Below are 5,558 nucleotides of genomic sequence, written 5' to 3'. Positions count from 1 at the left end.
GGCCGGGGCAGGACAGGGATCGGGGGGGGCTGAGCCCGGCAGGACGGGCAGCACCAGGCAGCGCCTGGCCCTACAGCCGGTTTCTGGTCCTAAAGCCGGTTCTGGCCCTACAGCCGGCTGTAGCCGGGTGTCCCTCGGCCGTGGCCCGCAGTTTTCGGGCCGGCGAGGCAGGGGTAGAGGCAAGGCATAGTCAATTGGACACAAAGGTGATAGGATTCGGAATGAAATAACTTGTTCACTTCGGGGTCCTCGCGAGCCCGTGACCTGCGAAGACGCATATTGGCTTGCATTAATTACTTCATTACGAATTCATAGCCGGCCGGCCCGGCCGGAAGGAGTGAGGATCATGACACTACCCGTACGACGCGGAGAAGGCCTGGGAACGCTGGCACGATGGGATCCGTTCCAGGAGATCGAGGACGCCTGGACCCGCATGGGCAATCTGCTCGGCGACGTCATGGGCGGCGTCGAGGGCCGTCCGGCGCGGTTGCTGGGTGGCATAGTGCAGCCGGTCGACATCGAGGAGACCGATGACGCGTTCGTGATCGATCTCGATCTTCCCGGGGTACGCCGGGAGGACATCTCCGTGGACCTGCGCGACAACGAGCTGTTCGTCACCGGTGAAATCAAGGAGCGGGAACGCACGGGAGTACTGCGCCGCCGTAGCCGCCCAGTGGGCCGGTTCGAGCACCGCATCGCCGTGCCGGGTGACATTGACCCGGAATCGGTGCACGCCACCCTGGCCGACGGAGTGCTCACCATCCGGCTGGCGAAGGCCAAGCGGAGCCAGCCCAAGCACATCGAGATCAGCACCGGACCCGAAGGCCAGAGCACCGGCCCCGAGGGCCAAAGCTGACTGAGTGCCTGGTACCCGGACCCGCCAGCGCGCCCTCCGCCGGGACCCCGGCAGACCCGGCCTGTCCAGCCGGTCGGCTTGCCCCGCCAGCAGGCGCTACCGACGATTTGTAATTAAGGTATTGCATGTCGTGAGGATGGGCCTGCGATGTTCGCGGGGTCCGGTTACGTTCTGCTTCAGGGGAACCATCATGCCAAAGATCATCGCTTACGAGGAGGAAGCACGGCGCGGGCTGGAACGTGGCATGAACCAGCTGGCCGGCGCCGTGAAGGTGACGCTCGGTCCGAAGGGGCGCAACGTCGTCCTGGAGAAGAAGTGGGGCGTTCCCACCATCACCAATGACGGTGTCTCCATTGCCAGGGAGATCGAACTCGAAGATCCGTATGAGAAGATCGGCGCCGAGATGGTCAAGGAGGTCGCCAAGAAGACCGACGAAGTGGCCGGCGACGGCACCACGACGGCGACCGTCCTGGCGGAGGCACTGGTCCACGAGGGCCTGCGGAACGTGGCCGCGGGCGCGAACCCGATCGCCCTCAAACGTGTGGCATCGAGCTGGCCGTCGAGCGGGTCTGTGGGGAGCTGGCCGACCTGTCCAGGGATCTGGAAACTAAGGATCAGATCGCCTCAACGGCCTCGATCTCGGCCGGCGGGGACACCGCGATCGGCCAGATCATCGCCGGGGCGATGGACAAGGTCGGCCGGGACGGCGTCATCACCGTCGAGGAGAGCAACACCTTCGGCCTCGAGCTGGAGCTCACCGAAGGTCTGCGTTTCGACAAGGGCTACATCTCGCCGTACTTCATCACTGATCAGGAGCGGATGGAGTGCGTCCTGGAGGACCCCTACATCCTGGTCGCCAACATCAAGATTTCGCTGGTCAAGGACATGCTCCCGCTGTTGGAGAAGGTCATGCAGGCCGGCAAGCCGCTGCTGGTTATCGCCGAGGACGTCGAGGGGGAGGCCCTGGCAACCCTGGTCGTCAACAAGATCCGCGGTACGTTCCGGTCCGTGGCCGTGAAGGCGCCGGGTTTCGGCGACCGGCGCAAGGCCATGCTCGGCGATATCGCCGTCCTGGCGGGCGGTTAGGTGATCAGTGAGGAGGTTGGTCTCAGGCTGGAGAACGCTGACCTCGACCTGCTTGGCCAGGCCCGCAAGGTTATCGTCACCAAGGATGACACGACCATTATCGAGGGCGCCGGCGACCCGGGCCAGATCGCCGGTCGGGTCAGCCAGATCCGTAGCGAGATCGAGAAGTCGGACTCCGACTACGATCGCGAGAAGCTGCAGGAGCGGCTGGCCAGGCTCGCCGGCGGCGCGTGGCCGTCATCAAAGCCGGCGCGGCCACCGAGGTCGAGCTCAGGGAGCGTAAGCACCGCATCGAGGACGCGGTCCGCAACACGAAGGCCGCCGTTGAGGAGGGCATCGTTCCCGGCGGTGGGGTGGCTCTGCTGCTGGCCTCGGAGGCCGTTTTCGACGGGCTGGACGTGGCCGAGGACGAGCGGACCGGGGCCGAGATGGTGCGCCGCGCGTTGACCGAGCCGCTCCGGCAGATCGCGATCAATGCCGGCCTGGAAGGCGGCGTCGTGGTTGAGAAGGTCCGCAACCTGCAACCGGGGTGGGGGCTGGACGCCGCCACCGGCGAGCACGTCAACATGCGCGAGGCCGGGATCATCGACCCGACCAAGGTCACCCGCTCCGCCCTGCAGAACGCCGCATCCATCGCCGGGCTGTTCCTCACTACCGAGGCCGTCGTCGCCGAAAAGCCAGAGGAAAAGGAAACCGCGGCCGCGGCAGCCGGTGGGGGTGGCCTGGACTACTGATTGACAGCGTCGTTGTCGCGGCCGACACGCCGGCCGACACGCCCACGGTGGCGGTCGAACAGGCCCATCCCGTCCTGGAACTCGCCTACCGCGGCAACTCGCCTATTCCGCGACGTTTCCACCGCCGAACTGCCGACGGAAGGAACCGAGCAGGTGGTCGAGGCCCCAGAGGAACTGGTCCCGGGTGTCCTGGGTGCCGGTCGGGCCGAGCAGTTCGGCCACGGCCTCGGCTGCCAGCAGGTGTCCCCAGAGGTAGACGAACATCGTGTAGACGATCCTGTTCGTGTCCTCCGGTCCGATGCCGGCGTCGGTGAGCAGGTCGTGCAGGAAGCTCGCGTTGCGTACCGCGGAGGGGCTGCCGGGCATCTGCCGGCCCATGCGTGCCGCGAGCCCCGGGTAGGCGGCGGCGACGTCATGCGCGCTGGTGAAGCAGCGCCCTAGGCGGTCGGCCCAGTTGCCGGTCTCGGGGCCTGGAAGGTCGATGCGGCCGAGCGCGTCGTCGACGACGCGCTCGACGATGAGATCCTTGGTGGGGAAGCGTCGGTAGATCGCGGGGGCCGTGACGCCGAGCTCCGCGCACAGGGGCCGGACCGTGAGGTGGTCGAGCCCGTCGCGCCGAGCGATCGTGTCGGCCGTCGCGATAATCTGCTCGCGGGTGACCGCCCGGGGACGCATAGCGTCCTTTCTACCCGGCGCGAGACGGTGGTTCTACTTGGCGCGAGGCAGTGGTGCTACCTGGCGCGAGGGTTCTGCGGCGGCCCGCCGCCGCGGACCCCTGGATCGGGTGGAGGCGGTTCCGAGGGCATGCCCGGCACGGGCCTGGCGTCGCACCGGTCCGGGACGAACAGCCCTCGTCCCGTCAGCCGCGCCGGCCGAAGGTAGAGGTACGGCCCGCCGTAGGAGGCCGAGACGAAGGAAGAGGAGATCATGATGATGGTCTGGGGTGGGTACAACTGGGGTTGGGGTAGTTGGCTGCTGATGGCGTTCAGCATGGTCGTGGTCTGGGGGCTGGTCATCGGGGCGCTGATCGCCCTGCTGCGCGCCGGCCTCGACCGGCGATCGGGGACGTTGGCCGGACAGCCTGTCAACGGGTCGGCCGAGCGGATCCTGGCCGAGGGCTACGCCCACAGTGACCTCGACGAGGGCCGCGGTGACCTCGGCGAGGAGGGGTACCGTCACCCGGGCGTGCCGCGGGACCGGCACAACCCGACCGGTCTCGCCAAGGTCGGTTGAGCGCATTCTGAAGGTCAGAGCCACCGCACGTTCTGGTGCCCCGCCTGGCTACTGATCTTTAATTCGTGAGGTCGCTGGATCGTGGTGTTGTGGGTCATGATGGTTCCAAGGTCAGACCGGTTCCGGCCAGGCAGCCGTTGAGGAGGCCGGGACGGTGCTGGAACCTGGTTATGCCATGACGGATCAGCTCGTTGAGCTCGTCAACGTCGTCGCACACCCGGACCAGCGGGGTGTGCCCGCACCGGCCCCAACTGGTCACCCGCGGCGGCCGCAGGGACTGCCCGGCCCCGTCCTCGAAGAGGACCCAGCCTCCGGTGACCGCGGCGATCTTTTTACCCGCGGCCACACCTCCCACCGCCACCCCGCCACCGCCCCGTCGTCGCGTTCCACCGTCCGCCGGGCGGGCAGCTGACACGACCAGCCCCGCCGCCGCAGCAGCCCCTGAGGCGATCGTCTCTACACTGCGGATCGGCGCCGATGGTGTCGGAGTTGCCGTGGACGTAGAGGGCATACGGACGGCCGACGGTCGCATCGAGGCACGGATAGTAGATCTGGTCGCAGAAATGTGCCGAACCCTGGTCACAGTGTCGTCACGGCCCGGAGTCGCTCGCGATTGGCCCGGCCGACCGGCCAGGCGCGATCTACCGTCGGGCGACTGCTGGCCCATGCGACCGCGAGCCAACTTTCGCCGTGGATTCCGTAAAGTTGCGATCAGTGGCGGATGGCCAGGAGGGGTGGTGGGTGGTGGGTGGTGGCTCGCACGTTCGGCACAGCCGGCCCGTGCGTGCGCCGGGTAAGCACTTCATGATCCCGGCGTCCGCGCGGCTCCCTGAGGTGCCCGGCCTGGTGGCCAGAGAGGACTACTTCGTCCTGCATGCCCCGCGTCAGACCGGCAAGACGACAGCACTGCAGGCCCTCGCCACTGACCTGACCACGAGCGGCCACTACGCGGCCGTCGTGCTGTCGATGGAAGCCGGGCGGCCCTGGCCGGATGACATCGGCGCCGCCACCCGGGCGATTCTCGGACGTGCCCGGCGCACCGCGCGGACCAACCTGCCGGTCGAGCTGCGTCCGCCGCCCTGGCCGGACAGCTGGGACGAGGCACTCCTGGCCGAGGCGTTTGCTGCCTGGGCCGAGGCATGCCCGAAGCCGCTGGTGCTGTTTCTCGACGAGATCGACGCGCTGAGCGGACGGACCCTGCTCAGCGTCCTCGGTCAGCTGCGCGACGGCTACCGCGACCGACCTTCCGGCTTCCCCTCCTCGATTGCCCTCTGCGGCCTTCGCGACGTCCGTGACTACAAGATTGCCTCCGGAGGTGACCCGATCAGGCTGACCTCACCCAGCCCGTTCAACATCAAGGTGACGTCCCTCCGGCTGAGCGACTTCACCCTCGACGAGGTTCGTGCCCTCTACGGGCAGCACACCGCCGATACTGGTCAGAAGTTCACCGCCCAAGCCGTGGAGTACGTCTACGCGCTGACGATGGGCCAGCCGTGGCTGGTCAACGCGCTCGCCCACGAGATCGTCGACCGCATGAAGGTTCCCTCGGCGACGACGATCACCGCCGACCACGTCGACCAGGCCGACGAGCGGCTCATCGTCGCGCGGGAGACACACCTGGGCTCCCTGCTCGACCGGCTCCGCGACGT

General features: G+C 67.6%; 4 protein-coding genes and 3 pseudogenes. 4 read left to right on the top strand and 3 right to left on the bottom strand.

Going from position 1 to position 5,558, the window contains the following annotated elements; all coding sequences use genetic code 11:
* The first annotated feature begins 346 nt into the window (after positions 1-346).
* Positions 347-856 (top strand): Hsp20/alpha crystallin family protein, encoded by a 510-nt coding sequence (locus AC08OT_RS18825; protein WP_476594591.1) that lies wholly within the window; start codon positions 347-349, stop codon positions 854-856.
* A 190-nt stretch (positions 857-1,046) separates the two neighbouring features.
* Positions 1,047-2,676: pseudogene (groL, locus tag AC08OT_RS18820) on the top strand (chaperonin GroEL).
* Between the two features lie 102 nt (positions 2,677-2,778).
* On the opposite strand, the gene AC08OT_RS18815 reads toward groL, so the two are convergent.
* On the bottom strand, positions 2,779-3,351 hold the full coding sequence (locus AC08OT_RS18815; RefSeq protein ID WP_476594592.1) for a TetR/AcrR family transcriptional regulator: 573 nt from the start codon (positions 3,349-3,351) through the stop codon (positions 2,779-2,781).
* 255 nt (positions 3,352-3,606) lie between these two features.
* Here AC08OT_RS18815 and AC08OT_RS18810 point away from each other — a divergent pair, with 255 nt between their 5' ends.
* Positions 3,607-3,909 carry a hypothetical protein gene (locus AC08OT_RS18810; RefSeq protein WP_476603119.1) on the top strand — a complete coding sequence of 101 codons (303 nt, stop codon included), beginning with the start codon at positions 3,607-3,609 and terminating at the stop codon, positions 3,907-3,909.
* Between the two features lie 94 nt (positions 3,910-4,003).
* Here AC08OT_RS18810 and AC08OT_RS18805 read toward each other — a convergent pair whose 3' ends face one another.
* Together AC08OT_RS18805 and AC08OT_RS18800 are read right to left on the bottom strand one after the other, a co-directional pair.
* Positions 4,004-4,270 (bottom strand): hypothetical protein, encoded by a 267-nt coding sequence (locus tag AC08OT_RS18805; protein WP_476603118.1) that lies wholly within the window; start codon positions 4,268-4,270, stop codon positions 4,004-4,006.
* Between the two features lie 78 nt (positions 4,271-4,348).
* Positions 4,349-4,475: pseudogene (locus AC08OT_RS18800) on the bottom strand (flavodoxin); the annotation flags it as partial.
* A 238-nt stretch (positions 4,476-4,713) separates the two neighbouring features.
* On the opposite strand from AC08OT_RS18800, the pseudogene AC08OT_RS18795 reads away from it, so the two are divergent.
* Positions 4,714-5,558: pseudogene (locus AC08OT_RS18795) on the top strand (ATP-binding protein); the annotation flags it as partial.

The organism is Frankia sp. CgJB1 (assembly GCF_977947065.1).
This window is presented reverse-complemented; position numbering and strand designations above follow the sequence as displayed.